General features: G+C 39.4%; 23 protein-coding genes and 1 pseudogene. 5 read left to right on the plus strand and 19 right to left on the minus strand.

The window, feature by feature from the left end; genetic code table 11:
* Positions 1-14: 14 nt before the first annotated feature.
* The 13 genes from grpE to AWM74_RS00140 all read right to left on the minus strand — a co-directional run bounded on the left by grpE (position 15) and on the right by AWM74_RS00140 (position 12,797).
* Positions 15-554 (minus strand): nucleotide exchange factor GrpE, encoded by a 540-nt coding sequence (gene grpE / locus AWM74_RS00085; protein ID WP_034258366.1) that lies wholly within the window; start codon positions 552-554, stop codon positions 15-17.
* Positions 555-575: 21 nt separating this feature from the next.
* Positions 576-1,628 (minus strand): heat-inducible transcriptional repressor HrcA, encoded by a 1,053-nt coding sequence (hrcA, locus tag AWM74_RS00090; protein ID WP_026466095.1) that lies wholly within the window; start codon positions 1,626-1,628, stop codon positions 576-578.
* A gap of 268 nt (positions 1,629-1,896) precedes the next feature.
* Entirely contained in the window at positions 1,897-3,084 is a 1,188-nt protein-coding gene (locus AWM74_RS00095) for a M20 metallopeptidase family protein (RefSeq protein ID WP_026466096.1), read from the minus strand.
* A gap of 215 nt (positions 3,085-3,299) precedes the next feature.
* Positions 3,300-4,247: a riboflavin biosynthesis protein RibF gene (gene ribF / locus AWM74_RS00100; RefSeq protein WP_026466097.1), complete on the minus strand. Its 948-nt coding sequence runs from the start codon at positions 4,245-4,247 to the stop codon at positions 3,300-3,302.
* Positions 4,248-4,264: 17 nt separating this feature from the next.
* Positions 4,265-5,176, minus strand: a complete 912-nt coding sequence (gene truB / locus AWM74_RS00105) for a tRNA pseudouridine(55) synthase TruB (RefSeq protein ID WP_026466098.1) — start codon at positions 5,174-5,176, stop codon at positions 4,265-4,267.
* Between the two features lie 251 nt (positions 5,177-5,427).
* Positions 5,428-5,619: a DNA-directed RNA polymerase subunit beta gene (locus AWM74_RS09290; RefSeq protein ID WP_016897078.1), complete on the minus strand. Its 192-nt coding sequence runs from the start codon at positions 5,617-5,619 to the stop codon at positions 5,428-5,430.
* A 15-nt stretch (positions 5,620-5,634) separates the two neighbouring features.
* Positions 5,635-6,939 (minus strand): UDP-N-acetylglucosamine 1-carboxyvinyltransferase, encoded by a 1,305-nt coding sequence (gene murA / locus AWM74_RS00110; protein WP_026466099.1) that lies wholly within the window; start codon positions 6,937-6,939, stop codon positions 5,635-5,637.
* Positions 6,940-7,035: 96 nt separating this feature from the next.
* Entirely contained in the window at positions 7,036-7,671 is a 636-nt protein-coding gene (upp, locus tag AWM74_RS00115; protein WP_026466100.1) for a uracil phosphoribosyltransferase, read from the minus strand.
* A gap of 120 nt (positions 7,672-7,791) precedes the next feature.
* On the minus strand, positions 7,792-9,012 hold the full coding sequence (gene glyA, locus AWM74_RS00120; protein WP_026466101.1) for a serine hydroxymethyltransferase: 1,221 nt from the start codon (positions 9,010-9,012) through the stop codon (positions 7,792-7,794).
* A gap of 54 nt (positions 9,013-9,066) precedes the next feature.
* On the minus strand, positions 9,067-10,092 hold the full coding sequence (locus tag AWM74_RS00125) for an L-threonylcarbamoyladenylate synthase (RefSeq protein ID WP_026466102.1): 1,026 nt from the start codon (positions 10,090-10,092) through the stop codon (positions 9,067-9,069).
* Positions 10,093-10,151: 59 nt separating this feature from the next.
* Complete coding sequence (gene prmC / locus AWM74_RS00130; RefSeq protein ID WP_026466103.1) at positions 10,152-11,015, minus strand: peptide chain release factor N(5)-glutamine methyltransferase; 864 nt, start codon at positions 11,013-11,015, stop codon at positions 10,152-10,154.
* Complete coding sequence (prfA, locus tag AWM74_RS00135) at positions 11,008-12,081, minus strand: peptide chain release factor 1 (protein WP_026466104.1); 1,074 nt, start codon at positions 12,079-12,081, stop codon at positions 11,008-11,010. The genes prmC and prfA overlap by 8 nt, the downstream gene beginning before the upstream one ends.
* A gap of 95 nt (positions 12,082-12,176) precedes the next feature.
* On the minus strand, positions 12,177-12,797 hold the full coding sequence (locus AWM74_RS00140; RefSeq protein WP_016897071.1) for a thymidine kinase: 621 nt from the start codon (positions 12,795-12,797) through the stop codon (positions 12,177-12,179).
* A 228-nt stretch (positions 12,798-13,025) separates the two neighbouring features.
* Between AWM74_RS00140 and AWM74_RS00145 the strand changes: the two genes are divergently transcribed.
* Genes AWM74_RS00145 through AWM74_RS00155 form a run of 3 tightly spaced genes read left to right on the plus strand, consistent with a single transcriptional unit; the run spans position 13,026 to position 15,689 of the window.
* Positions 13,026-14,378, plus strand: a complete 1,353-nt coding sequence (locus AWM74_RS00145) for a Mur ligase family protein (protein ID WP_026466105.1) — start codon at positions 13,026-13,028, stop codon at positions 14,376-14,378.
* Positions 14,378-15,061 carry a type 1 glutamine amidotransferase gene (locus tag AWM74_RS00150; protein ID WP_016897069.1) on the plus strand — a complete coding sequence of 228 codons (684 nt, stop codon included), beginning with the start codon at positions 14,378-14,380 and terminating at the stop codon, positions 15,059-15,061. The genes AWM74_RS00145 and AWM74_RS00150 overlap by 1 nt, the downstream gene beginning before the upstream one ends.
* A 40-nt stretch (positions 15,062-15,101) precedes the next feature.
* Positions 15,102-15,689, plus strand: coding sequence for an SOS response-associated peptidase family protein (locus AWM74_RS00155; protein WP_026466106.1), 588 nt, complete (start codon positions 15,102-15,104; stop codon positions 15,687-15,689).
* Positions 15,690-15,763: 74 nt separating this feature from the next.
* Here the strand turns inward: AWM74_RS00155 and AWM74_RS09595 are convergent.
* The 3 genes and pseudogenes from AWM74_RS09595 to AWM74_RS00170 form a co-directional block, all read right to left on the minus strand.
* Positions 15,764-17,604 (minus strand): annotated as a pseudogene (locus AWM74_RS09595) (ABC transporter ATP-binding protein).
* Positions 17,604-19,319, minus strand: coding sequence for an ABC transporter ATP-binding protein (locus AWM74_RS00165; RefSeq protein WP_026466107.1), 1,716 nt, complete (start codon positions 19,317-19,319; stop codon positions 17,604-17,606). The pseudogene AWM74_RS09595 and the gene AWM74_RS00165 overlap by 1 nt, the downstream one beginning before the upstream one ends.
* A 94-nt stretch (positions 19,320-19,413) precedes the next feature.
* Positions 19,414-20,631 (minus strand): AI-2E family transporter, encoded by a 1,218-nt coding sequence (locus AWM74_RS00170; protein ID WP_034258198.1) that lies wholly within the window; start codon positions 20,629-20,631, stop codon positions 19,414-19,416.
* Positions 20,632-20,780: 149 nt separating this feature from the next.
* Between AWM74_RS00170 and AWM74_RS00175 the strand changes: the two genes are divergently transcribed.
* Both AWM74_RS00175 and AWM74_RS00180 read left to right on the plus strand, forming a co-directional pair.
* Entirely contained in the window at positions 20,781-21,803 is a 1,023-nt protein-coding gene (locus tag AWM74_RS00175) for a lactonase family protein (RefSeq protein WP_051218247.1), read from the plus strand.
* A 16-nt stretch (positions 21,804-21,819) separates the two neighbouring features.
* Positions 21,820-22,443 (plus strand): flavin reductase family protein, encoded by a 624-nt coding sequence (locus tag AWM74_RS00180; RefSeq protein WP_026466110.1) that lies wholly within the window; start codon positions 21,820-21,822, stop codon positions 22,441-22,443.
* A gap of 75 nt (positions 22,444-22,518) precedes the next feature.
* Here the strand turns inward: AWM74_RS00180 and AWM74_RS00185 are convergent, their stop codons facing one another.
* From AWM74_RS00185 to AWM74_RS00195, 3 genes are read right to left on the minus strand one after another with little or no spacing between them, the layout of a single operon-like run.
* A complete protein-coding gene (locus tag AWM74_RS00185; protein WP_026466111.1) occupies positions 22,519-23,475 on the minus strand; it encodes an ABC transporter permease in 957 nt (318 codons plus the stop codon).
* Complete coding sequence (locus AWM74_RS00190) at positions 23,475-24,554, minus strand: ABC transporter permease (protein WP_026466112.1); 1,080 nt, start codon at positions 24,552-24,554, stop codon at positions 23,475-23,477. The genes AWM74_RS00185 and AWM74_RS00190 overlap by 1 nt, the downstream gene beginning before the upstream one ends.
* Positions 24,541-26,136, minus strand: a complete 1,596-nt coding sequence (locus AWM74_RS00195) for an ABC transporter ATP-binding protein (protein ID WP_026466113.1) — start codon at positions 26,134-26,136, stop codon at positions 24,541-24,543. Before AWM74_RS00195 ends, AWM74_RS00190 begins: the two co-directional genes overlap by 14 nt.
* Between the last annotated feature and the right edge of the window lie 30 nt (positions 26,137-26,166).

A 26,166-nucleotide genomic window follows, 5' to 3' on the forward strand; every position in this document is an offset into this window, starting at 1 on the left:
CTATGTTAGCTGATCTATTGTGCGATAGTAACCATCGCAGGTCGTAGAACCCGATCTTTTAATACATACCCTTTTTGGAAAACAGCAACCACTTCCTCAGCTTGCTGACCTTCTTCAGCTGGTACAGCACTTACAGATTGGTGGAAGTTTGGATCAAAAGTTTCTCCTTTAGGATCAATTACTTCAATACCTTCCTCTGCTAAGGCTTGTAATAAGCTCGCGTGTACCATTTCAATACCCTTCACTAATTGCTGAGATGACTCATCATTCTGTGCCAATTCTAAAGCACGTTCTAGGTTATCGATTGCTGGTAGAATACCTTTAGCTAAGTTTTGTGACCGATATTTAGAAGCTGATTCTCGTTCAGTTTGATTACGACGGTGCATGTTTTGAATTTCAGCAGACAGACGCATAATTTGGTCTTCCTTGGCTGATAAATCTGCTTGAAGAGAAGCTAATTCGCTATCTTCCGCGACCGTTTCTGCTTGCTCATCTTGAACGTCAGTTTCGTTGATTTCTTCATCAACATTTAAATCTTGTTGATTGTCGTCCATTTTTGTCAATTGATAGACCTCCTAAGATTTATAATAATTGTCCAGGTATCTTGCCATTTCTTTTGAAATACTTTGGAAAAGTTGTGCCATACGTATATATGACATACTTTCAGGTCCAAGCACAGCAAAGGTAATTAGCTTACCTGATTTAACAGTACCCATGCTTGTAGACATTAAACTCATATTTTCCAATGTTGGATCTTTGAGTTCCTTACCTACTCTCACTTGGATACCTTGGTCTGTGGTATTAATCAATGAAGCAATCACTGACTGGTCTTCTAGTAGTTGACTCAATTGAGGAATACTAGCACCATTAGCTGATTCAGCTAATGAAGAAAATAAATAATTTTGACCATTTACCCTTATACCATCACTATTAAATTGATTCATGAACCGATAGATCAATTGGTCACTATCTTCTTTTGAATGGTTCATTTGTTCAATATCTTTTAAATAGTGTGTTTGCAGTCGTTTAATCACAGTTGCAAGTTCAAGGCCAACAAGTTCTTGGTTCATAATTTCTGCAATTCCTTCAATTAATTGTGGTGTTACCACTTCATTGAAAGTCACAATTTGATTACGAATAACGCCTTTATCTGTCACTAGTATGACCATTGTTTGATCTGCTGTAAGTGACAGCACCTGAAAATTTGCTAAACGTTGCGTTGCAATATCTGGACCCAATGAAATTACGACGCTTTCTGAAAGCGAGGCTAGGGTCGCAGCCGTTTTTCGAATCACTTGACTCAAATCGTTATAAGGATCATGGAATATCTCTCTAAGTAAAGCATCTTCCTCTTCCTCAAGCTCTAAATCAATCAACCCACCATAATATGGCATGATATGATTAATATAGTAACGATAACCCGCTTCAGCTGGTACACGACCAGAAGATGAATGGGTTTTGGAAATCAATGAAAAATCTTCAAGTCTGGCTAATTCATTACGTATCGTAGCTGAACTTGCATTTATTTCTTGATGTTGAGATAAAGTTTTCGAACCGACTGGCAATTGATATTTTGAGTAATGGTCAATTACCGCCTGTAAAATTAAACTTTGTCGTTTTGTTAACATCTTATCACCTCATTAGCACTTAACAACTCTGACTGCTAACATGTTTATAATATAACACCCTTCAATCCTTTTGTCAATAATAGTCAAACTTTATTTTGACTTTTTTTGACATTTAAACTTTTCTTATTCTATATCCCTAACTGTCTTCTGAAATAAAGTATTTATTCAAAAAAAGACATCAAACACATAATATGTTTGACGTCTTTTCCTAGTGATATAAGTACTGATATGGAGGTGTGCACTCTATCTATAGACTTCTATCAGAATATTATTTATTATCTCGTAACCAGTTAGTTGCTGATGTTGCTAAGGTAGCAGATCCAACAATTAATGCTTCTTCGTTGAATTGTACTAATGGGTGGTGAACAGGGTATACTTCACCATTGTCATCTGGTAATGGACAACCAATGAAGAAGTATGTTGATTCTGGCAATTTGCTAGCAATGTGTGCATAGTCTTCTGAAGCTAAGTATGGTGGTACGTTCACCACGTCATATTTATCTGCTAAAGCTTCTTTAGCAGAAGCCATCACTTGTTCAGACATTTCTTTAGAGTTAATTAATGACGGACAGTCAGCCATTACTTCATATTCAGTTTCAGCACGGAATGCTTTACCAATATGTTCAACAATTTCTGGTAAACGTTTTGAAACGTGGTCTGCTGATTCTGGGAATAATGAACGAGAAGTACCTTCTAAGACAACTGTATCAGGGATCACGTTGATAGCACCACCTGGCGCATTGATGTAACCCATAGATAAAGAAGCACCTTTGTTAGATGGTAATTCACGAGCTAAAATACCGTTCGCCCCATTAATAATTTGGCTAGCCACAAATACTGGGTCGATACCGTTGTTTGGCATTGCACCATGAGCACCCACACCTTTAATAGTGATACGGAAGTTTAAAGCAGATGCTAAAGCTTCTTTTTGGTGGATCTCAACATCCACTTTGTCTCCATTTGGCCACATATGTAAAGCCATACCAGCATCTGGTGCGGGGTTTTCTAAAATACCTTCTTCAACCATGACACGTCCACCGTTTAAAGTTTCTTCTGCTGGTTGGAATAAGAATTTGATTTGACCTTCTAATTGGTTTTCGTTTTCTTTCAACATTTTTAAAACCATTAGTAAAATAGTGGTGTGCATGTCATGACCACATAAGTGTCCATTTTCATTTTTAGATGTACATGCTGATTGAGATTTTTCGGTAATTGCTAATGCATCCATGTCTGCACGTAACAATAAAGTTTTACCTTTAGCACTGTCACCTAATGTACCAGTGATTCCGTATGTATCACCTACGTTTTCGTATGCAATTCCAAACTCATCAAGTTTTGATTTCACGAGTTTAGTTGTTTCTGGTAATTCAAAACCAACTTCAGGGTTTTCGTGTAAATGACGACGAACCTTTACTGCATCATCAAAAATTTCTTTAGCACGATCCAAATATGCCATTTTGACATTCCTCCAATATTTTTTATTTCCTATTCCATTCTACTACTATTCTAAAAATTGTCTAATCGAATCTATAAAAACGACCAACTAAAAACCTTTTATATCAACGTTTCCCATTTTATTGATTATACTTGCACACTTTTTGTCAAAAAAACGCCAAAGACAAGTCCCTAGCGCTCATTTCAAAGTCATATTTCACATATTTTACAATGATACTATTTTTGCAAACTTTCTAAATAACTTTCAGCATCAACCACATCTTGATCCATTTGTTTAATCAACCCTTCAATGCCATCAAATTTAAGTTCAGGTCTCAAGTATTTATGCCAATAAACCGTTACGTATTCACCGTAGATTTCCCCTTTAAAATCTAAAAGATGGATTTCTACTGTACGCTTGCGGTTTTCCCCGAAGGTAATATTAGTCCCAATTGAAGCAACACCTGGGTAGACTTGCCCATTCAACAACATCTCAACCACGTAGACACCCTCAACTGGAATCAATGATTCTGCTACAACCATTAAATTAGCTGTTGGATACCCTAGCTCACGGCCGCGTTTCTCTCCATGAACAACAATCCCATCAATTGAATAGATATAGCCCAATTGTTGGTTAGCTTTGTCAATTTGACCAGTATTCAAGTCATGGCGAATTTCAGTTGACCCCACCTTGCTGGTATCTTCCGATAATTTATTCACTTCAATAATGTTAAACCGACCAGCTGCATGGCTAGCTAAGGTCCGCATGTTGGCGATGTCCTTCTTGCCGTAGGTATAGTCAAAGCCCGCTACAACCGATTTGGCATGCAAGCCTACCATATATTGGTCCACAAATTCTTGCGGTTTCAAGGCGGAGAATGATGACGTTAACTGGGTAACATAAAGATAGTCCACACCAAGCTGAGTCATTAACCGCTCTTTTTCGACTAGAGTGGTTAAATAAGTCACTTTTTCAGGGTGTATTTGTTGATACATGATGCGTGGCGCCATATTAAAAGTCATCACAGCTAGTGGTAATTGCAAACGGTCAGCCTCATCACGAGCAGCTTGAATAACCGCCTGGTGGCCTCTATGGACCCCATCAAAAAAACCCAAGGCTAGGACAACATCGCCCGCATAGATCGTTGATTGTTCAAAGGGATGGTGTAAATTTATCGTTTTCATTCAGTATCGTCCAATCTTTAAAACATTTTACTTGGTTTTATTTTACCATCTTTACTTGGATGGACATCATAAAGCGCCTTTAACTTGTCGTCGATATAAGCCGTCACCGGTAATTGGTTTCTTAAATCAGCAGGTAACGTCGCTAATTCTAGGACCGACCCATTTTCCACCAATTTCACTAAGTGGCTATCCTCAGCCGGAACCTGCCAAACTGGATATGCTGATAAGGTCGATTCAACTGGTACCAACCAATTATAATCCTCAGCTTCAACAGCCTCTGCCAATTGTGATAAGGTCAGACAATCTTCCCTTGAAAAAGGGGTTGATTCTTCCCGAGTTAGGCTAGTCATCGTCGCTGGCACCCCTAGCTTTCGCCCTAAGTCGCTAGCTAAAGTGCGGACATAGGTCCCCTTGCCACATACCACTTCAAAAGCAAAAACTTGCTTGTTGTCCTCAAAACGAGATGGTCCCATTAACTTGAATTCGTGGACAAATACCGGGTGTTCAGGTCGTTCAACTTCAAGGCCTTCACGGGCATACTCGTACAGGCGTTTACCCTTGACTTTAATCGCCGAATACATGGGTGGAATCTGAACGATATGACCTGTTAATTCTTGCATGAATGCTTGAATGTAGTCATCTTCAAAAGGATGCGATAAAGATTCTTCAGCAACCACTTCACCGTCCAGGTCTTCAGTAGTCGTCGCAAAGCCTAAGGTGATTTCTCCAGTATAGACTTTGGTTTTGTCCATCAACAATTCAACCAATTTAGTCCCCTTACCTAAACAAATCGGTAAAACCCCGTCAACATTCGGGTCTAAGGTCCCTGTATGGCCGACTTTCTTCATTTTTAAAATCTTTCTTACTTTAAATACACAGTCGTGACTAGTCATGCCACGTTCTTTCCATAAAGGCAAAATGCCATCCATAAACTCACCTCGTATCTAGCATATTGTAACATATGACCCACTAAAAAACTGATTCAAATTGTGGCGAATCATTATTTGAACCTGAAAAATCCTAGTCCAAAAATAAGGCAATCTAAAAAAAAGACCTCGTCAACCAGCAGTTGGCTACGCAAGTAAACACCTGTTGCTAGTTAGCTTGACTATCCATTTGTCATTTTCATATCAAAAAAGAGGTGATTACAGGATCACCCCTCAAATTGCTTATAGTCATGTTAACGTATAAATGAGAAGACATGGTTCCAGCTAGCTGGGTTTAAGAAATTGAAGGCTGATTGGTCAGACGATATGCTGTATCCAATCAAACCACCGATAATGAATAGTAGGAAGCCAACAATCAATAACAGTAGTCCCCAAAATACAATTTTCTTCCATGGTTCGTTAATATATTGATGATAATATTTCATTTCGTCACGACCATTCTAATCTAGTAAACTAGCAAGCTCTGCGTCTGTTTTACCATCCACATCCACGCGAAGTACATTTGCGCCTAAGGCTTGTAATTTCTTGTCGAATGAGTGGTAACCACGGTCTAAGTATTTCAATTCAGACACTTTGGTCATCCCTTCAGCCTTCAAACCAGCCAAAATTAAGGCTGCTGCTGAACGTAAATCAGAAGCAGCTACTGCTGCCCCTTGCAACTTAGCAGGACCGTTCATAATAGCTGTATTGCCGTTAATATTAAAGTTAGCGTTCATTCTACGCAATTCTTCTAAGTGCATAAAGCGATTTTCAAAAACAGTTTCTTCCATTTCTGAAGTACCTTCTGCTAAAACTTGGGCAACTGTAAAGGGTGATTGAATATCAGTCGGGAAACCAGGATATGGCAAAGTTCTTGCTTTTGTTTGATGCAAAACGGTAGAACCTTGCACACGGACACCAGACACGTCTTCAGTAATTGTCGCACCTAATTCTTTTAATTTAGAAATCAATGGTTGGTTGTGTTCTGAAATCGCGTCTTCAATGTAGACATCACCTTCAGTAATGGCTGCAGCTACCATAAATGTTCCTGCTTCAATACGGTCAGGGATGACAGAATGTTCAGTTCCTTCAAGGCTTTCAACCCCACGGATTTTAATGGTATCTGTGCCGGCACCTTGAACGCGACCACCCATTTTATTGATAAAGTTGGCTAAATCAACGATTTCAGGTTCGCGAGCAACGTTCTCAATGATTGTTGTCCCTTCAGCTAATGCAGCAGCCATCATAATATTTTGTGTTGCCCCAACACTTGGGAAGTCTAAATAAATATTGGCACCCACTAATTTATCAGCGCTTGCTTCAACATAACCTGCTGTAGTCGTTACTTTGGCACCTAAAGCTTCAAATCCTTTGACATGTAAGTCAATTGGACGCGAACCAATAGCGCAACCACCTGGCATAGCAAATTTAGCATGACCATAACGAGACAATAATGGCCCCATTACAACGATTGAAGCACGCATCTTGCTGACAAGTTCAAATGGTGCTTCAGTCGTTAGATCACCAGAAGCGTCCACGATAATTTCATTGTTTTCTTCATCGAAATCAACTTGCGCATTCAAGTTACGCAATACATCGTTCATTACATATACATCTGATAGTAATGATGCATTGGTAATGCGACTTTTCCCTTGGTCTGCTAATAAAGTGGCTGCTAATAAAGGTAAAACAGCGTTTTTTGCACCATCAACCCTTACATGCCCATTTAACTTACGGCCACCTTTAACAATCATGTTTTCCGTCATTTTTATTATCACCTATCTAATATTAATTTATTTGTTTCAAATGTTTATGCTTGGTTTTGTATATCAAGAGTAGCATATACATGTAATTGATGACAATTATAAGGTACCAAATAGACGGTCACCAGCGTCACCAAGACCTGGTAAGATGTAGCCATCTTCGTTTAACTTCTCATCTAATGCACCCGAAAAAATATCAACTTCTGGGTAAGCATCTTGTAAAGCTTTAACACCTTCTGGCGCTGCAACTAAACATACAAATTTAATGCTTTCTGCTTTAACATTACGTTTCACTAGAGAATCAATGGCCATGATGGCAGATCCACCAGTCGCTAACATTGGGTCTACTACGATTACTTCACGCTCTTCAATGTCTTGAGGCATTTTGAAGAAGTATTCTTGTGGTTGTAAAGTTTCTTCGTCACGGAACATACCAATGTGACCTACTTTTGCTGCAGGCATCAATAATAGCATGCCATCAACCATTCCTAAACCAGCACGTAAAATTGGGGCAATCGCTAATTTTTTACCAGCAATAACTTTTTGGGTTGTTTTAACTAAAGGTGTTTCAATTTCAACTTCTTCCATTGATAAATCACGCGTTACCTCGTAACCAAGAAACATTGTAATTTCATTTACCAATTCACGGAAACCTTTAGTGCCTAAATCTTTATCACGTAACATAGCCATCTTGTGTTGTACTAAAGGGTGATCAATTACAACTAATTTACTCATGAATATTTACCTCACTTTTAAATTTTATGCAGCCAATTAATTTTGCTCAAACTCTAGATATTATATAGGACTTGAAAGACTAGCGCAAGTAAGCTAGGCCTTCAAGTCCTATAAATGAGATTATTTTAATGGAATTGCTTCAGTTAAGGCTTTAACAGATGCACGAACTTCAGCACGAACAGCTTCATCTTGAGGATTTCTGATGATTTTAGCAATCAATCGAGCCACTTGTTCAGACTCCGCTTCTTTAAATCCACGAGTGGTGATGGCAGGCGTACCAATACGGATACCGCTTGTCTTAAATGGACTTAAAGTTTCGTTTGGAATAGTATTTTTATTTACAGTAATACCAACTTCATCTAAGGCTGTTTCGATTTCAGCACCTGTCACGTCAAAACCGATAACTTTTAGTAATAACAAGTGGTTGTCAGTTCCACCAGATACCATTGGAATGCCTTCTTCATTGAAGACTTTCTCAAAGGCTTTGGCATTTTTGATAATTTGCGCCTGGTAGTCTTTAAAGTCGTCTTGTAAGGCTTCACCGAAGGCAACAGCTTTGGCAGCAATCACGTGCTCTAAAGGTCCACCTTGAATGCCAGGGAAAATAGCAGAGTTTAATTTCTTGCCGTAATCTGCGTTCGCAGTTAGGATTAAACCACCGCGAGGTCCACGTAAAGTTTTATGCGTTGTAGAAGTCACAACGTCTGCATAAGGAATTGGATTTGGATGTAGACCTGCAGCTACTAAACCAGCAATATGCGCCATATCTACCATAAAATAAGCATTAACTGCTTTAGCGATTTCTGCAATACGGTCAAAATAAATAGTACGTGTATAAGCAGATGCACCTGCAACGATTAATTTAGGTTTGTGTTCTTTCGCTAATCGTTCAATTTCATCGTAATCAATAAATTCTTCTTCATCACTCACATTGTAAGCAATAAAGTCATATTTTTTTCCAGAAAAGTTAACTTTAGATCCATGCGTTAAATGACCACCGTCTGTTAGATTCATACCCAATACTAGATCGCCAGGTTCTAAGAAGGCATCATAAACAGCCATATTGGCTTGTGAACCTGAATGTGGTTGAACATTTGCATAGCTAGCACCAAATAATTCTTTGGCACGGTCAATAGCTAGTGTTTCAATCTTATCAACAACTTCACAACCACCGTAGTATCGTTTACCAGGGTAACCTTCTGCATATTTGTTCGTCGCAATTGACCCTTGTGCTTCTCTTACAGCATCAGAAACCCAGTTTTCACTTGCAATTAATTCAATACCGTGTTGTTGACGCGCCATTTCTTCATCTAGTAAATCGAAAATAATATCTTTAGTCATTTATTTGCCTCCAGGTCTTTTTGTCTTATTCATCCATACACAAAATACAAAGATCTATTCAACTACTAACGAGCTAGCCTTGATTAACCTGTTACGATAAGCCGCATTTTCCTCAATATCAGGGAATAGTTCTACCACGATTTGTTGGATATTTGGCTGATCGTCGAAAAATCTAAGCGCTGCAAATAGTGCTTGCGTAGCTGAATCAATATTATTACCAAGCTTGAAAGAAACTTCGGTCATTTGACCAAATCGTTCGAGGGTCTTGTCTGTAGCAGCTAGGGCAAAAGATATTTCTTGGTCACTTAAGGATGCCAAGAATTGTGTCATATTTTCCCTAGAAACAGCCACTACAGGCTGGTTAGGGCTATAGTGAATATATTTCATCCCTGGTGCTTTTGGAGCTTCAGTCGCATCATTGGCGATGCTACCAGCTAAGAATACAGGTACATCTGGTATCACTTCTGTAATCATTGATTTGGTGATGTATCCAGGTCGCAAAATTATTAACCCTCGTTCATCAGTCAAATCGAGTACAGTGGATTCTACGCCAATACGCGTTGGTTCAGCGTTGATGATTCCACCAATCACGCCATCAAAATCATGTAAAACATGGTCGACACTTGTTGGACTAGGCTTTCCAGAAATATTTGCTGAAGGTCCTACAATTGGGAAACCAGTTTTCCTTATTAACTCACGCGTCAATTCCTGGTCTGGCAAGCGTATGCCTACTGTTTCCATGCCACCAGTTACCACAGCAGGAAAAATATCTTTTTTAACTGGCACCACCAGAGTTAATGGCCCCGGCCAAAAATTTGCGGCTAATTTTTCAATGATTTGATGTCTTTTGCCATCATCATCCATCATATAGTCATATATTTGATTTGCATCAGCAATATGCACAATTAATGGATTATCACTAGGTCGTCCCTTTACTGTATATACGGATTTGACTGCCGCCTCCTGGTTTGCAATTGCGCCCAAACCAAAAACTGTTTCAGTTGGGAAAGCAACTAATGCACCAGATTGAAGTAAGGCCGCCCCTTCCTCAAGTTGATCTGCCTGAATGATTTTTGTCATAGCAGAAAGTCCCCTTTCATCTTGTAATTTCATTTTAACATGTTATCCGGATAATGTATCTAACTTTTTTCGTTTTTCACCAGTAGAATACGGTCATTTCCGGAATAATCTTTATAAACGTTTGCTTTTGACCCTTTAAATCGGTCATTTACTTCATTTATCAAGTATTCTCCTTGCTTATATCCGAACTCCGCTACAAACCATCCGGGTGTGTTCAAATGTAAGGATAAACCGTCAAATAGACGACAATATAGATGATAGCCGTCCTGCGCTGCAAATAAAGCTTGATGAGGTTCATATAGAACTGTCGATTTAGACATTACCGCTACTTCGTCTTGTCCTATATAAGGTGGATTGGAAATGATTAAATCAAATCGTTCACCTAATAGCGGTTCATATAAATCACCCTGCTTAAATTGTATATTGACGCCCTTCTGTTCAGCGTTTTTTTGGGCAACAGCCAGCGCTTCATCAGAAATATCAGTTGCAGTCATATCAAGTTTTGGAAAAAGCATTTTTAAAGTAATCGCAATAATACCCGAACCGGTACCAATATCCACCACTCTGGCATCTTCAGGAATGATACCTTTCTTAATTTGATTAGCTACCAAAGTCACTAGATCTTCAGTTTCCTGTCTTGGAATTAAGGTTGCGGGTGAGACAATAAAGGGCTCACCATAAAACCAAGCCTTACCAACAATATACTGCCATGGATAATTTTCAAAAGTTACTTTTTCAATTGCTTGTTTATAGTTTTCAAATAATTCTGCTGATATTGCTTGCTGTCGTTTAACCAACCAATCTGATACTGAAAAGTCAGCCATATCTAACATCAAGTGATAAGCAATTTCTGCTTCCTGGTCATTTTTATCTAAAAAAGAAGAGGCCCATTGTTGGACCTCCAAATACGTCTTATTAATCATTTAACTCCTCTAATTTATTGGCTTGATCGGCTAATAATAAAGCGTCAACGATTTCATCCAATTCACCGGTCATAATACGGTCTAGTTTTTGAATAGTTAGACCAATTCGATGGTCTGTTACACGGTTTTGCGGGTAGTTGTATGTACGGATACGTTCTGAACGGTCCCCGGTACCTACTAAGTTCTTACGTTGTGAGTCATATTCATTCTGTTGCTCTGAAGCAATTTTTTCGTATACGCGCGAACGTAAGATCATCATTGCTTTATCTTTATTTTGTTGTTGTGAACGTTGGTCTTGCATAGCCACTTGAATACCTGTTGGTTCGTGGGTTAAACGAACGGCAGAAGACGTCTTGTTAACGTGCTGACCACCGGCACCAGAGGCGCGGTAAATATCAATACGAATATCACCATCATCTAAATCGAAGTCGATATCTTCAAGTTCAGGCATGACACCCACTGTAGCAGTAGAAGTATGAACACGACCTTGAGACTCTGTATCTGGTACACGTTGTACACGGTGAGCGCCAGATTCAAATTTCAATTTAGAATATACATTGTCCCCTTGAATTTGTAGAGTGATTTCTTTGAAACCACCGATATCATTACTAGATGATTCAACAACTTCAACGCGCCAACCTTGGCTAGTTGCATAACGATTGTACATTTCATACAAGTCACCCGCAAATAATTGGGCTTCATCCCCACCCGCTGCACCACGGATTTCCATGATGATATTTTTGTCATCATTTGGATCTGAAGGAATCATTAAACGTTTAATCTCTTCTTCAAGATTGTCACGTTCTGCTTTTAATTCTTTCAATTCTTCTTTTGCTAATTCGGTCATTTCATCATCTGATGACTCTGCTAATAATTCCTCAGTATCTTCAATAGCTTGAATCACATCTTTGTAGTGACTAAATGTTTCTACTTTTGGTCTTAAATCAGCTTCTTCTTTAGAGATAGCGCGGAACCGTTGATTATCATTAATCACGTCCGGGTCACTCATTAACTCAGTTACTTCCGCATAGCGGGCAATAAATGAATCTAATTGGTCTGTAAACATGCTCTCAACTCTTTTCTATTTCTTTATGTAAAACTTACAGTCTATTCTCGATATTAATGTAGGTGAGGCAAAGTTATTTCACTTACACCTACTTGCTATTCACCATTATTGCGCTCAATATAGATTTTACCATCTTTCAATGGTGGATGGTGATAATGTTTACGACAAACTGGGTAATAAGCTTCATTTCCGCCAATTTGCACTTGCTCACCCTCATACACCGGTTTCCCGTCAGCTACACGCATGTTCATAATAGCCTTTTTGGCACAGAACCAACAGATGGTTTTCACTTCTTCAATCTTGTCAGCTAAAAGTAATAGGTATTTAGACCCTTCAAACAAGTTATTTAAGAAGTCATTTTTCAAGCCAAAGGCCATAACTGGGATATCTAATTCGTCAACAATACGTGCCAATTGGTAGATGTGGTCTTTTGATAAAAATTGGGCTTCATCAATTAACACACAATAAATTTTTTGGTCGTTCTCTCGCATATAAGTGGTTAAATCCTCATACACATCCGTCTCCGTCGCAATTGCACGTGCTAATCTTTCTTCGCCCACACGACTAGACACATTCCCTACACCAGCACGGTTATCAACAGCACTGGTATAAACCAAGACATGTTTGTTTTGTTCTTCATAGTTATGTGCTACCTTAATGATTTCAAAAGACTTACCACTATTCATTGCACCGTAACGGAAAAATAACTGAGCCATCTAAACACTCCCATACTTTTTAATATCGATTTACTCAGCTATTCATTTTACTTTTATTCCCGTCACTAGTCAATTTTATTTCCTGCTTGCAAGTCAAATTCCCAGTAAAAGTTTAAAGAAATTTTAAATGACAGGAATTTTTTTAGAATCTTGTCCACCTATGGTAAAATTAGCTCATTAAGAGTTCGCCTAAGTAGCGGATAGCAAATGATTAGAGGAGTGCCAAAAATGAAATTTAAGAGTCAACTAGCAACAGTAGCCGGCCGTACAAGCCAACAATTATTAAAGAGATTTACAAGCGGTGGTACTTCTCTACCCGGTAAAATTGCACAGAAAATTGATCCCGAGATTTTAAAAGCCTTAGGAGAAAATTACCGTGTAGTCATCATTACGGGTACCAACGGAAAAACAGTAACCACTGCTCTAACTGTCAATATTTTGAAACAAAAATTTGATCATGTCATGACCAACAATTCAGGGTCAAACATGCTACAAGGGATTACATCTTCATTCATCGAAGACTCTGGTACAAAAACCAAGGATAAAGTCGCTGTTCTTGAAGTGGACGAAGCATCTTTACGTCATATCACTGAACATATTAAACCAGAAGTGATTTTAACCACCAACATCTTCCGCGACCAAATGGACCGCTATGGTGAGATCTATACCACTTATGACTTTATCCTACAAGGTGCAGCAAAAGCGAAAGACGCTATTCTAATGCAAAACGGTGATGCGCCAATTTTCTCATCACGTAAAGTAGACAACAAGCAAGTTTTTTTCGGTTTCAACACAGAAGACCAGTCAAAAGACTTTCTAGCAGATAACAATACTGATGGTGTTATCTGTCCGAACTGTGAACATGTTTTACATTATCATAGCATTACCTACAGCAACCTTGGTGACTACTTCTGTCCAAACTGTGGCGTGAGTCGTCCAGAATTAACTTACCAAGTAGAAGAAATTAATGAATTAACACCGGAATCAGCTAGCTTTACAATTGATGGCTACCAATACAGTATTCCAGTTGCTGGTTTATATAATGTCTACAATGCCTTATCAGCCTATTCACTAGGCCGGTATTTTGGTGTCAGCCAAGCAGATATCGCTGAAGGATTGCAAGGGGCTAAACGTATTTTCGGGCGTCAAGAAGCCATTAACGTGGAAGATCACGACTTACGGATTAACCTTATCAAAAACCCTGTAGGTCTAAACCAAATCATCGAATTATGTCTTTTAGAAAAAGCACCATATACCCTGATTTCAGTTTTAAATGACCGCCCCGCTGACGGCCAAGATGTATCATGGATTTGGGATGGTAACTTTGAAAAACTAGCCGAAATGGACAATATTGAAGCTTCTTATGTGGCAGGTATTCGTGTGGCTGACTTGTCTAAACGTATGGCAGTCGCTGGCTTTAACCAAGACCAATTAATCCAGTTAGAAGATCCTAAAGCCATTATTGAAACAGTGAAAAATGCACCGACTGAAAAAGTCTATATTCTAGCGACTTATACAGCTATGCTTGCTATTAGAAAAGAATTGGCTGAATTAGGTTACGTGAAGGAGCGCATGAGTTAATGGAACAAACTTTAAAAATTGCCCATTTATATGGGAACTTAATGAATACATATGGTGATAACGGTAACCTATTGATGTTACAACACGCAGCGAAAGCACAAAAAGTCAATGTTGAAACCCAATTAGTCTCTATCGGTGATGAATTTGACCCTAGCCAATTTGACCTTGTCTTCTTTGGTGGTGGCCAAGATTATGAACAAAAAATTGTAGCCCGTGACCTCCAATCAAAAAAAGAAGCTTTAACCGAGTATATTGAAAACGACGGTGTAACAATCGGTATCTGTGGTGGATTCCAATTGCTTGGAAAGTACTACATCAATGCTGCTGGCGACCGGTTAGAAGGTATTGGTGCCTTAGACCACTACACATTAAATCAAGACAATAACCGCTTTATTGGTGATATCGTCATTGAAAATGACCGTTTTGGCCAGACTTACTATGGCTATGAGAACCATAACGGACGGACCTTTTTAGGGGAAAATACCCAACCCTTAGGTAAGGTGGTTACTGGTTTTGGTAACAACGGAGAAGACCAAACGGAAGGTGTTATGTATAAAAATACTTTTGGTTCATACTTCCACGGCCCTTTATTAGTACGTAACGAACAATTAACCAATGAAATTGTTGGTCTAGCCATTAAAAATATGCAAGCCAGATTAGCGAAAGAAAACCAGTCAGCTTAAATTTGAAGTCCCTTTTGCCTAAAAGAAATGGAGCTATGTTATGTGTGGTCGCTATTTATATGATAAAAATGACCAAATCCTCTTCGACTATTACGAAGAAATTAACAATCGGGGCGTTGATGTATCTGACTTAAGGGATGGGACGATCTTTCCTTCTAATCAGGTAGTGACGCTTGGCGCTAATCCTGACGGGAAAATCGTTTCTGGCATTACGCGTTGGGGATTTACAGGTTTCACCCCCAGTCAATTGATGATTAACGCCCGGGTTGAAACCCTCCGCGAGAAGAAGACTTTTAGAGGGCCATTTGAAGGTCAACGGATTGTTTTCCCTATGTCAGCCTTCTTTGAATTTTCTGAAGATAAGGAAGCTTATACCTTTTCGGATTCTGGTCGGGTCATTTATGCGGGTGGTTTTTACCGGATTTATCCTGACAAAAAGACTGGGCAAAAACAAGCTGAGTCTATTATCATCACTACGGAGCCTGATGAAGTTGTTAGTCCTATCCACAACCGGATGCCTCTTTTGATTCCAGAAGGAGATATTGCTAAATGGATTTTAGATGATGACTTTGCCTTCAATTATCAAAAGCCTACACACCAACAATTAGTACCCACAAAAGTATCGTGACATTTCAATAAGATGTACTCAAAAAGCGAGCCGTTTAGATTAAAACGACTCGCTTTTTTGTTGTACATACGTGCTTATTCAAATTCACCTTTCACAAATTGTGAATTATAAAGATTGTAGTAGAATCCTTCTTGAGCTAGTAATTCCTCGTGGTTACCTGTTTCAATGACGTCACCATGGTTCAATACAATAATGTTATCTGCATCTTGAATGGTTGATAAACGGTGGGCAACAACAAATGAAGTCCTTCCTTCAAGTAATTGATTCATGGCTTTTTGAATGAGTTTTTCTGTACGCGTATCAATTGACGATGTCGCTTCATCCAAGATTAAAATCTCTGGATCAGACATAAAGGCCCGAGCAATCGTCACTAATTGACGTTGACCTTGGGAAATATTAGAACCATCTTGGTTGATAATGGTGTCATATCCATCTGGCAAGGTCCGTACAAAGTCATCTACATGGGCAGCTTTTGCGGCACGAATCACTTCATCACGGGTCACATTTGGATTGTTTGACCCGTAAGCAATGTTGTCTGCAATAGACCCATTAAATAGCCAAGTATCTTGCAATACCATACCCATTCGTGAACGTAATTCTTCTTGGTCAATATCTCTTGTATCTACACCGTCATATTTAATAGACCCACCAGAAATATTATAGAACCGTTCGATCAAGTTAATTATGGTTGATTTGCCGGCCCCTGTAGGTCCTACAATTGCCACCATTTGACCTGGTTCAACGGTTAGGTTGAAGTCAGTCATTAGTAGGTTCTCTTCGCCTGGTTGATAACCAAATTGGACGTGGTCGAAAATCATCTTATAGTCTGTTTCAATAGCTGGTTGACCAGAAGTAACTTCTTCCATTTCTTCAACGTCAAGGAATTCAAAAATACGTTCGATAGACGCTACCATACGTTGTAATTGGTTTATCATGTTAGCCGTTTGTTTTAGGGGCTCTGATAGGATCCCTGCGTATTGTAGCATGGCTTGAACGTCACCAATTACCATAGTACCGTTAGCCACTGAGAAACCACCGACGATAGCTACCGCTACGTAACCAAAGTTTTTCGCCAAGTTCATCAACGGCATTAAGATACCCGAAATGAATTGGGCTTTCCAAGAAACCGCATAGTATTCTGCTGATTTCTCTTCAAACTGAGCAATTTTACCTTCAATTTGGTTGAAAGCATTATTTTCAATTTGACCAGAATAGTTTTCTTCGATATAGGCATCATATTCCCTTGCACCCTTTGTTGGGTGGCGAATAGTCTTTGCAATACCGGTGTAATAGACAGCATAACAATTGTAGATAATAAAATAGTTCCTGCTGCAATTAAGGTCATTTTTGAACTGATTAAGGTCATCATCACGATAGTTAGGACAAATTGCGTACTAGACATCAAGACCTGTTGCAAGGTTTGTTGTAGTGACATAGCAATCGCTTCAACATCATTAATGGCACGTGACATGATTTCACCATTTGGCGTTGAATCTAAGAATGAGATCGGCAGACGGTTTAATTTCGCCCGCATATCATTTCTTAAGTCTTCAATCACGCGTTGGGCAGTACGGCTTAATAAAGCTCCTTGTAAGAAGTTAAATAAGGCACTAATTAAGTAGAAAGTGACTACTTTAGTTAAGATTTTTACTAACCTAGCATAATCAATGACGTACATTTGCTGTCCATCCACGTTTTGCAAGCCATTACTTACCCCATCGGTAATCAGAGTAGTTGCTTGACCTAAAATACGTGGTGACACAATTTGGAATGTGGTTGCTAGGATAATCAGTACAATAATCAATAAGAATGTCCATTTCCGACTAGCCATATATTTGATGAAGCGACCTAGGGTTGACCAAAAGTTTTTGGGTTTATGACGACGGCCTTCTAGTTTTTTTCTTTTATTCGCCATTAGTTCGCCCCCTTAATTTGTGATTCGACAATTTCTCGGTAGATGTCATTTGCCATCAATTCATCATGGCTACCAATACCTGAAATTTCACCCTTATCAAGGACCACAATCGTATCTGCATCACGAATAGTTGAAACACGTTGCGCAATAATAATTGTTGCCGCATTTTCAGTCACTTCTTTTAAAGCCCCTCTTAAATTACGGTCAGTGGTGTAGTCTAAGGCTGAGAATGAGTCATCGAAAAGATAAATGTTTGCTTGTTTGACGATGGCACGGGCAATACAAAGTCTTTGTTTTTGTCCACCTGAGAAGTTATTCCCACCTTGGGCCACGTGGGCATCTAAACCATCCGGCAATTCTCGAACGAATGATTCAGATTGGGCAATGCGTAATGCATACCAAAGTTCTTCATCGGTAGCGTCACCGTTACCATACTTCAAGTTTTCACGAATGGTCCCTGAGAATAAGTTGGCTTTTTGCGGTACATAGCCGACCAAATCACGCAAATTATTCAATGATAAGTCGCGCACATCAGTACCGTTGACTTTAACAGCACCCTTAGTTACGTCTGAAAAACGTAAGAGTAAGTTGGCAATCGTCGTTTTCCCAGAACCAGTACCCCCAATAATGGCTAAGGTTTGTCCTGGTTTCACTTGGAAGTTGATGTCGTCCACTACATTATGCTCTGCGTTACCAAATCTAAAGGCAACGTCTTCGAATGTCACTTCACCTGGTGCTTGACGGTCAATAGATACTGGGTTTTCAGGTGAATGAATACTGATTTCAGTATCCAAAATTTCGTTGATCCGTTGAGCGGACACTTGGGCACGCGGTAAGATCACGAAAATCATCCCTAACATCATGAATGAGAACATGATAATGAATGAATAGTTCACGAATGAAAGGATGACCCCAACACTTAGGTTTTGAGCGGCCACTAAATGGGCACCGCGCCATGATAAAGTAATGTTTGTTAGTGATAGAATTGTTGTCATGATAGGCATTAAAAAAGACATCCGGAACATCGCCTTAATCGCTGTATCCGCATAATCTTTATTGGCTTCAGCAAATCGTGCTACTTCAAAATCTGATTTGTTAAAGGCTCTTACAACACGTACACCTGTTAATCCTTCTCGGAAAATAAGGTTCAAATCATCAACCTTATTTTGCATGGATTTAAAATATGGTGACACAATGCGTAAAATAATAAAAATTAACAAGGCTAATACTGGACCTGAGACTGCATAAACTAAACTCAATTCTGGACTAGCTAATACGGCCATCACGACAGCTGCTAGTAGCATGGCTGGCGAAAGCAAGACCATACGCATAATCATCATAACAGTCACTTCAACCTGTTGAATATCGTTTGAAGAACGCGTAATCAATGAGGCCTCACCATAGGTCCCCATATTTTCTTTTGAAAACTGCAAAACTTTTGTATAAATTTCATTACGCAATTTTCTACCCAAGTTTTGGCTGGTACGGGCAGAAATATATACTGAAATCCCTGCAGAAATGATGACTAAGATGGTAATCAAGATCATCTGACCACCAATCCTATAGATAGCCTGCATGTCTCCTGCCGCAACACCCTCGTCAATAATGCGAGCGGTCTGCGTTGGCAATAATAATTCCCCAATGGCCTGTGTTAAGGCAAAGACAATTGCCCCGAACATAGCCCAAAAGGGAATTCGTTTAATTAAACGCCACATCTAATTCCTCCTTTTATGTTTTATAATGTAAACAATGCGAATATTGCTTCAAGAGGGCATTATACGCCCTTTTATCTCAATACACAAATAAAAATTACTTGCCGGGTGTATCCTCTGAAATGGCGTCTTCTAAGATGCCTTCTTCTTCTAAATATAAGCCGGAAACCCTTTTATACCAAGCAAATAAGTGGCTAAACATGACTTTGATGACAGCGAAAATTGGAATGACGAATACAACCCCCGCAACCCCGAAAATTGATCCGGCTGAGATTAATAAAAGCATGATGGTGACCGGGTGAATAGCCATATTAGACCCCAAAACTTGTGGTGAAATCACACGACTTTCAATCGTCTGCTCAATAGCGAATACGATCAAGACTTTTACAATCATCATTGGCCCAACTACAATCGCTACAATAATGGCTGGCACCATAGCTATGAATGACCCTACATAAGGAATGACATTTAAGAAACCTGCAGCAACTCCAATAATTACCCCATAAGGTAGTCCAACAATGGAGTAACCAACTACAAACATAATGGCCACCCCGATTGCGACAATAATTTGCCCACGGATATATTGGCTAATTTGTAAGTTCATATCACTTAATAGGTGTAAGGTCGCCTTACGAATTTTAATAGGCAGAAATTGTGCGAAATATGTCGGCAATTTGTGGCCGTCGCGTAACATGTAGAATAAGATAATCGGCGCGGTAAAAATAGCTACTGTTACCCTGGTCACTGTCCCTACGATAGACGAGACACTTGTGATTGCTGAATTGGCAATACTCTCCCAATTAAATGATGACAGGTCTAATACATTATTCATGGATGATTGGACCACCATGTTCACTTGGTCGTACCAATCCCCACGAATCAAGGTTTGTAAGCGACTTTGATAGTCTGTCCAAATAGTATCCCAGTTATTGATCAAATTACGCCCTTCATCCGCTACTGTTGGGATCAAAGCGACAAGGCCTGTAACGACCACCGCAATCAGTAGTAAAACGATTGCTGACCCCCAAGTTCGGTTGAGGCCCCCTTTTTCGATTTGATTCACTAAAGGTACTGTCAAATAGTAGAAAATGGCTGCTACGACAATAGGTAGTGAAACATATTGGATAAAGGAAACGGCGGGATCTAAAAGGTATGATACTCGGGTAAATAAGCTCACGAAAATGACAATTAAAATACCGATTATCAAGGCGCCAGTATATCGATTATTTAAAATATATTTGAAAAACCAGGATTTTGAAAAAGCTGTCTGGTCTTTCGATGCTGGTGTTTCTTCTGGATTGATTTTATCGTTCATGACGTCCCCTCCTATACTGCATACGTCTATTATAGCAAATATTTCTTCCTATATATGTGCCTAAACAATCAAAGCATAACCATTTTTGATGTTAATAAGAGCGTTTTCTTGTATAATGAGATTATCTTAAGAAAGAAGGGATTTTTATTATGGAAACGATTTATGTATCTGGTTATACACGTGAAGACAATAAGGGTATTCATACCTTAACGCTAAATGCTGATAAGAAAGCTTTTGAAGCAAGTGAATTGATTATTGAAGAAAACAATCCTACTTACATTACTTTATCTAAAGACGGCAAACACCTATTTACTTTAAGCGACGGTGATGAGCCTGGTGTTGCCCACTACGAAAATAATGATGGTCAATTTGCCTTTAAAGACCGTGTGAAAGTATTTAACGAAAATGGTTGTTACTTAACATATGATGAAAAAGCAAATGTTCTTTATAACGCTAACTACAAAAAAGGTGAGTTAGCAGTGATTACAGTCAACGAAGATGGTACATTGACTGTAACGGATGTCATTCAACATACTTCACCAGTTGGCCCGCATGAAAACCAAGACTTTGCCCATGCCCACTTTATCCATCCAACAAATGACCACAAATACATTCTTTCTTGTGATTTAGGAACTGATGAAGTTCACACTTATACACTTACTGACGATAACAAGTTAGCTGAAGTGAGTGTCTACAAAGCAGCGCCTGGTACTGGCCCACGTCACCTTGCCTTCCACCATTCAGAACCAATCGTTTACCTTTTAGGGGAATTGGACTACACAGTTGAAGTGTTAAACATTCAAGAAGATGGTTCTTTAGTTGCTGGTAACCGTTATGACACGATTCCAAGCGATTGGACTGAATTCAACTCATCAGCAGCTATTCGTTTATCAAGTGACAACAAGTTCTTATACGTTTCAAACCGTGGTCACAACTCAATTACTGTTTTTGAGGTTTCAGCAGATGGTCAAAGTTTAACTGAAATTCAAAACATATCAACTGAAGGCGATTTCCCGCGTGACTTCAATTTCAATGCAGATGAATCATTTGTCATCGTTGGTCACCAATTCCAACCACAAATTTCATTATTTACCCGTGATCAAGCAAGTGGCTTATTAACCTACGTTGATAATACAAGCATTAACGAAATTGTTTGTGTAACACCAGTTTAAAGGAGTTTAACCATTCATGTATCATTTAGCAGCCAGTCAAATGGACGAAAAGCTACAATATAAATTGCTATCTGGTGCCATTGTACCCCGACCAATTGGTTGGATTACTAGTGAAAACACGGAAACGGGTGTCATCAATTTGGCGCCCTTTTCTTTTACTAGTGGTGCTGGGCAAAAGATGCCCTTGATTTCAATGGCTATTCTTCGGAATGAAGATTTTTCAATTAAAGATACCGCCCGCAATTTATTAGACCATCCTGAAGGTGTGGTGAATATTGTCAGCAAGTCTTTCATTGATAAAATGAATGCTACCGCTGCCAAAGTTTCAGCAGACGTCAGTGAATTGACCCTAGCAGACATTCAAACGGTTAATTCTAAGACTGTGAGCCCACCAGGTGTGGCCGATGCTTTAATTCTCCTTGAAGTGAAAGTCTACCAGTATATACCCATCCGTGACCGCGAGGACCGTATCATCACTGATATGTTCATCCTTGAAATTACCGATTATCATTTGGATAAATCTGTATATGACGAGGAAAAAGGCTACGTATTGTACGAGGCCTTAGACCCTGTTGCCAGATTAGCAGGCAACTTGTATACAGATATCACAAAACCTTATGTATTAGAACGACCGGAATAAATAAAAAAAGGATTTGGCTGCGGCCAAATCCTTTTTGTTTATTCTAAAATTTGAATAGATGCTTGATAATTTTTTCTATTTTGATTGAACAAAGGTTTTCCCTAAGGCTTTTGGCGCTTGGGCTTTACCAATGAATACAACTAATACGATGATCGTCAAAATGTAAGGCGCAATATCTAAGTAAACTGATGGTACATCTTGAATAATAGGGATATAGTTTGCTGTTACCGATAAGCTTTGCGCGAAGCCAAAGAATATTGCAGCAAATAGTGCACCGACTGGATGCCATTTTCCAAAAACCATTGCCGCCATGGCCATGAATCCTTGTCCTGCTACGGTGATTACAGAAAATTCATTCTGTACGGCCTGCGCTTGAACTGCTCCACCGATACCGCCAAGTAGTCCAGAAATCAGAACGCCAGCATATTTCATTGCGTTTACGTTAATACCAAGTGTTTCCGCTGCTTCTGGGTGCTCGCCGACTGAACGTAGGCGTAAACCAAAACGGGTTTTAAATAAGACAAACCAAGCGATTACAGCGAACAGGATACCTAGATAGGCTGGGCCTGAAGTATTTTGGAAGAAAATTGGTCCAATAATTGGGATATTATTCAAACCTAAAATATTATAAGTCACAAAAGGTTTCGCTAATGGACCTGTTTGCGCCGCTCCATAAATCGCTCTCACTAAGAAAACAGATAATCCGGGAGCCGCTAAGTTCAATACTGTACCGGAAATGGTTTGATTGGCGCGGAAGTTGATAGATGATACGGCATGGATTCCTGAATAAATCAAGCCGACTAGTCCACCTACTAAAAGACCAACCCAAGGCGTCAAGGCCCCGAAAGTGCCTGACATGGCGATATTGAAAACGGCTGAAGCAAAGGCGCCCATCACCATAATCCCTTCCAAACCGATGTTCACCACACCTGACCGTTCAGAGAAGGCACCACCGATTGCAGTAAACATAAGGGGTGCTGCGTACATTAATGTTGAAGACACAATTAATTGTAAAATAGTAGAAAAGTCCATCATCGGTCCCCCTTAACTGTCGAATTTTTACCCTTACCGAATTTATCTATTGCATATGAAATGATATAAGATGACCCGATAAAGAAGATGATAGCAGCTGTAATAACACTCGCCAATTCATCCGGTACACCGGCACGGTTTGGCATAAATGAAGCCCCAATATTCAAGATACCGAATAAGATTGAAGCTAGAAAAGTCCCGACTGGCGTTCCCATTCCAAGCAAGCCAACAGCAATTCCGTTAAACCCTTCAGATGGCAGAGATGTTAGTGTATACAAGTTACCAAAAGTGCCGATACCATGGATGACGCCCGCTAAACCAGCCAAACCACCAGATAAGAAGATGGCTAAGACGATATTTTTCTCCACGTGAATACCTGCATATTCCGCTGCATTTTTATTTAATCCAACAGCCTTTAATTCAAAGCCCATAGTTGTATGTTTCATCACAAATCCGTATAGAATAACCATGATGATAGCAATGAAAATCCCCATATTTAAACGAGACCCACCTGTTAATGTTGAAATAAAACCTAAAGCTAAGGAAGCATTCTCGCCTACTTTATCAGTCATATTCCCTGACCCTAGCACCTCACGAATAAGGTAATTGGTCGTATACAAGATGATATAGTTCAACATAATCGTCACAACAACTTCATTTGTCCCTAAGTAGGCACGCAAAACACCAGCAATTGAGGCGTATAAGGCACCAGATAAGGTCCCAATAACGAGGATTGCAGGTACCATAATCATTTGTGGTAAATCTGGAAAGGCCAAGGCAAAAGCTACTGATGATAACCAGCCGGCTAACAATTGACCTGATAAACCAATATTAAAGAAGCCTGATTGGTAAGCGACATTAAAGGCTAAACCAGTTAACGTTAACACTGTTGCTTGTCTTAAGACTTCACCAATGAAGTATGGGCTAGATAGAACGGTCATGATCATGGCATCGTAGGCAGCAATTGGATTGTAGCCGAAGAATAACATGATTAAGGCGCCTAGAATAAAGCCACTTAAAATAGAAATCACTGGAATAGCCAATTTTTCAACAAGCGTATTTGTCTTAAATGATTTCAACTGGTTCAACCCCTTCCGCTATTGTATCTTGACCTACTGGATGTAGAGCGCTTTGAACGCGTGCTTCTTCTAAGCTTACACCCGCCATTAATAGACCCAATTCAGTTTCATTCGTATCGTCAGCATCGACGATGGCATTTATTTTACCGTCATGCATCACTGCAATGCGGTCAGCAACACCCATAATTTCGTCTAGTTCAAAACTCATTAACAATACACTCTTCCCTGCGTCTCTATGTTGTACTAACCTGTCGTGCACAAACTCAATCGCCCCTACATCTAACCCACGAGTCGGTTGAGCTGCGATTAATAAGTCTGGATTTCGGTCTATTTCACGCGCTATAATTACCTTCTGTTGGTTACCACCAGATAAGGCACCTGCTAGCGTTGCTTCACTTTCAGTTCTCACGTCAAATTCATCGATTAAAATTTTGGCATGGTCATTGATGAAATTGTGGTTTAAGAGCCCATTTTTTGAGAAAGGTTTTTGGTAATAAGACTGCATAGCCATATTCTCTGCAATCGATAATTCAAGGAATAAACCATGTTTTTGCCGGTCTTCAGGGATATGTCCTAATCCAGCTTCTGTAATCTTACGTGGACGCTTGTTGGTCACATCTTTACCAGCTAAAGTCACTTTTCCTGACAGCACTTTTCTTAAACCTGAAATCGCTTGGATTAATTCAGTTTGTCCGTTACCATCGATTCCAGCAATGCCTAAAACTTCACCTGCCCGCACCTCAAAATCTACAGATTTCACTGCCTGTAAACCCCTAGATTCATTGACCACTAAATCATTGACCTGCAAAATAATTTCGCCTGTCTCAGCTGGCTTTTTCTCAACTTTGAAATTCACATGACGTCCAACCATCATGTCCGCCAACTCTTGCTTGTTGGTGTTTACGACATCAACCGTATCAATACTTTGACCGCGACGAATTACTGTACAACGATCAGCAACTGAGGTGATTTCATCTAATTTATGGGTAATCAAAATAATGGATTTGCCTTCAAGCGTCATAGCTTTCATAATGTGCATCAATTCTTCAATTTCTTGAGGGGTCAATACAGCAGTTGGTTCATCAAAAATTAAAATATCAGCCCCACGGTAGAGCGCCTTAATGATTTCAACTCTTTGTTGTTGACCAACAGAAATATCCTGTACGTAAGCATCTGGATCTACGGCCAAATGGTATTGGCTAGATAACTCTTTGATTTTTCTATAAGCTGCTTTCTCGTCAAGGTAACCAAATTTTGTAGATTCTTTACCAAGCATAATATTTTCGGCTACTGTAAATTTATCAATCAACATGAAATGTTGGTGAACCATACCGATACCTAATTTATTGGCATGGTCAGGTGAACTGATGACTGCCGCTTGACCGTTCACCAAAATCTCGCCAGATGTTGGTGCTAGTAAACCGGACAAAATATTCATCAAGGTCGATTTTCCGGCCCCGTTTTCCCCTAGTAAGGCATGAACTTCACCTTTTTTTAAATTGAAATTGATATTATCGTTGGCTTTGTATGTACCAAATATTTTTGTAATATCACGCATTTCAATGACATTTTCATTTTGCATGTCTATCTTCCTCTTTTCTAACTTAGACGC

Origin of the sequence: Aerococcus urinaeequi (assembly GCF_001543205.1) — a bacterium.
Taxonomy (GTDB): Bacteria; Bacillota; Bacilli; order Lactobacillales; family Aerococcaceae; genus Aerococcus; species Aerococcus urinaeequi.

Bases quoted from the DNA above. Each gene is read 5' to 3' on its own strand.
- grpE (WP_034258366.1), bottom strand. From the start codon at position 554: ATGGACGACAATCAACAAGATTTAAATGTTGATGAAGAAATCAACGAA.
- hrcA (WP_026466095.1), bottom strand. From the start codon at position 1,628: ATGTTAACAAAACGACAAAGTTTAATTTTACAGGCGGTAATTGACCAT.
- AWM74_RS00095 (WP_026466096.1), bottom strand. From the start codon at position 3,084: ATGGCATATTTGGATCGTGCTAAAGAAATTTTTGATGATGCAGTAAAG.
- ribF (WP_026466097.1), bottom strand. From the start codon at position 4,247: ATGAAAACGATAAATTTACACCATCCCTTTGAACAATCAACGATCTAT.
- truB (WP_026466098.1), bottom strand. From the start codon at position 5,176: ATGGATGGCATTTTGCCTTTATGGAAAGAACGTGGCATGACTAGTCAC.
- AWM74_RS09290 (WP_016897078.1), bottom strand. From the start codon at position 5,619: ATGAAATATTATCATCAATATATTAACGAACCATGGAAGAAAATTGTA.
- murA (WP_026466099.1), bottom strand. From the start codon at position 6,939: ATGACGGAAAACATGATTGTTAAAGGTGGCCGTAAGTTAAATGGGCAT.
- upp (WP_026466100.1), bottom strand. From the start codon at position 7,671: ATGAGTAAATTAGTTGTAATTGATCACCCTTTAGTACAACACAAGATG.
- glyA (WP_026466101.1), bottom strand. From the start codon at position 9,012: ATGACTAAAGATATTATTTTCGATTTACTAGATGAAGAAATGGCGCGT.
- AWM74_RS00125 (WP_026466102.1), bottom strand. From the start codon at position 10,092: ATGACAAAAATCATTCAGGCAGATCAACTTGAGGAAGGGGCGGCCTTA.
- prmC (WP_026466103.1), bottom strand. From the start codon at position 11,015: ATGATTAATAAGACGTATTTGGAGGTCCAACAATGGGCCTCTTCTTTT.
- prfA (WP_026466104.1), bottom strand. From the start codon at position 12,081: ATGTTTACAGACCAATTAGATTCATTTATTGCCCGCTATGCGGAAGTA.
- AWM74_RS00140 (WP_016897071.1), bottom strand. From the start codon at position 12,797: ATGGCTCAGTTATTTTTCCGTTACGGTGCAATGAATAGTGGTAAGTCT.
- AWM74_RS00145 (WP_026466105.1), top strand. From the start codon at position 13,026: ATGAAATTTAAGAGTCAACTAGCAACAGTAGCCGGCCGTACAAGCCAA.
- AWM74_RS00150 (WP_016897069.1), top strand. From the start codon at position 14,378: ATGGAACAAACTTTAAAAATTGCCCATTTATATGGGAACTTAATGAAT.
- AWM74_RS00155 (WP_026466106.1), top strand. From the start codon at position 15,102: ATGTGTGGTCGCTATTTATATGATAAAAATGACCAAATCCTCTTCGAC.
- AWM74_RS00165 (WP_026466107.1), bottom strand. From the start codon at position 19,319: ATGTGGCGTTTAATTAAACGAATTCCCTTTTGGGCTATGTTCGGGGCA.
- AWM74_RS00170 (WP_034258198.1), bottom strand. From the start codon at position 20,631: ATGAACGATAAAATCAATCCAGAAGAAACACCAGCATCGAAAGACCAG.
- AWM74_RS00175 (WP_051218247.1), top strand. From the start codon at position 20,781: ATGGAAACGATTTATGTATCTGGTTATACACGTGAAGACAATAAGGGT.
- AWM74_RS00180 (WP_026466110.1), top strand. From the start codon at position 21,820: ATGTATCATTTAGCAGCCAGTCAAATGGACGAAAAGCTACAATATAAA.
- AWM74_RS00185 (WP_026466111.1), bottom strand. From the start codon at position 23,475: ATGGACTTTTCTACTATTTTACAATTAATTGTGTCTTCAACATTAATG.
- AWM74_RS00195 (WP_026466113.1), bottom strand. From the start codon at position 26,136: ATGCAAAATGAAAATGTCATTGAAATGCGTGATATTACAAAAATATTT.